The organism is Endozoicomonas sp. SESOKO2, assembly GCF_024606245.1.
Taxonomy (GTDB): Bacteria; Pseudomonadota; Gammaproteobacteria; order Pseudomonadales; family Endozoicomonadaceae; genus Endozoicomonas_A.
Window position 1 is genome coordinate 1 of sequence record NZ_JAHHPQ010000488.1, and the last position, 2,511, is coordinate 2,511.

A 2,511-nucleotide genomic window follows, 5' to 3' on the forward strand; every position below is an offset into this window, starting at 1 on the left:
TACCTCCAGACATTGAAATGGGGCACAAAATCGAAAAAGAAATAAAAAAACAAATTCTAAAAGAGAGTTCAAGCAATGAGGATCTTGAAATAGAATTAATGCTATCAGATAACTCCATAGTTCAGAAAGTTTGTGGCGGAAGATCCATCCAGCTCACTCTTCCTGACAACCAAACACTATACCTTAAATTTCAACGAAAAGATGAATCATGGAATGAGTTCACCCGTGAACTTAAAATGCACAATAGTTTGCACCACTTATTTTCAGATCAGAATTTCGCCAGCGAAATACCTTTAAGTAAAGGTTTATTTTCTATTTCTGCGGATATCATTAATAAAAGATTGGAAGATGAGCTCGAAATATTTGAAGGTCACATACACGGTTATTGTTTCTCAGCTTCAAAAGATTATGTTAATTATGCATGCCAATTAGACCCATCAAATTCCAAAAACCCTCATTACAGGTCCGAAGAAGGGTTAAAAAAAGCAGCTATTGATATCGGGAAGTATGCAAGATATGGACTGTCATTCGATAGCCTTATTAAATCGCAGCATACTAAAGATTTATGTGTTGCATGGTCAGGTCTGTCAAAATGGATGACTTTAGGGCAACTGAGTTCTTATCATTTTTGCAATAATGAAGCTTTTCCCGGATCAATTTGTAACTGGGTAGAAGACACTGAGCGCTCAGATTTATCCTGGTCCGGTTTGAGAGATCTTGGTGACAGCCAAATATTTGAAACTACATTGCACAGCCTGCCCCCTGAAAATGCTTTAAATGTTAAATTTTTTCCAAAAGTCGGAAACCTGTTAGCTTTTTTTAATGCGCTTATGGATAATATCGTTGCCATTGTTATTGTTTATGCTCGTGGAAAACGTTTATCCCATGAGTTTCATTACCAAAATCCTAAAGCTGTCGAAGATGTACAAAGATTCATCGGAGATATTCTTGAGCATTTTATCCGGGGATATTATGCAACCGATACAATAAGCTTACAGCAAGCTCTTGAGTTGGATAATACAGAGTTCGAAAAATGGCTACATAGAACCTCATTAGAAATAGTCTATTGGTCAGCTATGCAGCCGTATGAAATGACAGAGGATTTTTTTATTTCTAGACATGATCACAAATACCAGAACTATTTCTTACATATCAATCAGAATAAAAGACCAGATCCAGAGATAATGAAAACTTCAAACGAAATCCATAATCATTCACTTTCTCATAAAACGGCTGATGGTAGAAAATATAATTTTGGACTTGCACATATGTATGGTTTTCCCTTGCAGGCTCTTATAAAAGGGCTGTGTAAATTATCTATAAACATTCTGGAAAACAGTCACCCTCCCCATGATTCTCAATCAGTTTTGGCAGGCTGCACTAATCAATAACGATCAATTGTTGCTTGGCCGATACGGGGGATTCTCCAACCAATAGCAAATACAAAACCACCGTCACTTTAATTTGCCAAGAGTCACAATTCTACTAAAGTCCATACTCTGCATTGTAAATAGACGTTATAAAATGAGAGCACTTTACTTCACGCTGTTTTTTTTCATGACATGCTCTCTGGCAGGAGATTTTACGGAAGCCATTAGGGAAAATAATTTTAACAAAGTAAAAGAATTAATGGGCCAAGGTTATCAACTTGAATATGATCAGGATGCATTGCCCGATGCACTTTGCTTTGGATCACTGGAAATGCTTATTTTTCTGCTAAATAATGGTGCAAATCCAAATTCATTTACATCTAAAGAAACTTACAACAGCCTGACGATCTCACACATCTTGGCTGATGCTTCAACGATATCTCAAATTGTTACATTACTCAGTCACGGAGCAAGTCCTGCTCATGACTATAACTGGGAGTTTAACCATGCTATTGGTGAGAAAAAGTGGCTGCATTTGACTATTTATTATTATTGGGAGCGGATGTTAATACACAAGATACCAACACCCCCCAATAGCATTTCCGAACTCAATAGTATTTTATCATCTTTACCTTTACTGGCTATTAACTCACTTGTCACTTTTATTGAGCATCAACCTAATTTAGAAAATCTATTGTCGTTGCTTCCAAATAATCTGAAGTTTTTTTTTGATTACCTGAAATATCCCAAATAAGCTTCAGAATCAATCAGGCTCGAACAAGGCAGGTAATCGCCTCTTTGACATGAACATAAATTTTGATCTCAGCCTCCGATGATTTTTTGTGCTTCCGGATTCTGCCGACAATGACACAAAACTGAACATCCTCTGACAATGGCAGAAAATGACAGCAAAAATCTATCTCACACTCTTCATGCAGCCCTGATCCTATGGCAATCCTGACATCTCCTATACAAAACAGGCTGTCACAAAAGATTTCAATACATATCACTCGCTCATAGCCAAAAAGCATTAGCAGGGCTAACAATATTTCTGTATGATTGCGACGGGTTTGGCAGTATAAGAAAACTCTGCCAACCGATAAGGACCGGATAACAACCAGAAGTGTGCACGACCAGGAGT

At 37.3% G+C, this 2,511-nt stretch carries 3 protein-coding genes; 2 read left to right on the top strand and 1 reads right to left on the bottom strand.

Annotated features, from left to right (window positions below; all coding sequences use genetic code 11):
- Together KDK17_RS11255 and KDK17_RS11260 are read left to right on the top strand one after the other, a co-directional pair.
- Positions 1-1,391: hypothetical protein (locus tag KDK17_RS11255; protein ID WP_257288113.1), on the top strand; the 1,391-nt coding region annotated here is incomplete at its 5' end.
- A gap of 133 nt (positions 1,392-1,524) precedes the next feature.
- On the top strand, positions 1,525-2,124 hold the full coding sequence (locus tag KDK17_RS11260) for a hypothetical protein (protein ID WP_257280571.1): 600 nt from the start codon (positions 1,525-1,527) through the stop codon (positions 2,122-2,124).
- A 13-nt stretch (positions 2,125-2,137) separates the two neighbouring features.
- Here the strand turns inward: KDK17_RS11260 and KDK17_RS11265 are convergent.
- Positions 2,138-2,511, bottom strand: a 374-nt coding sequence (locus KDK17_RS11265; protein ID WP_257288114.1) for a hypothetical protein, incomplete at its 5' end; no start/stop codon positions are given.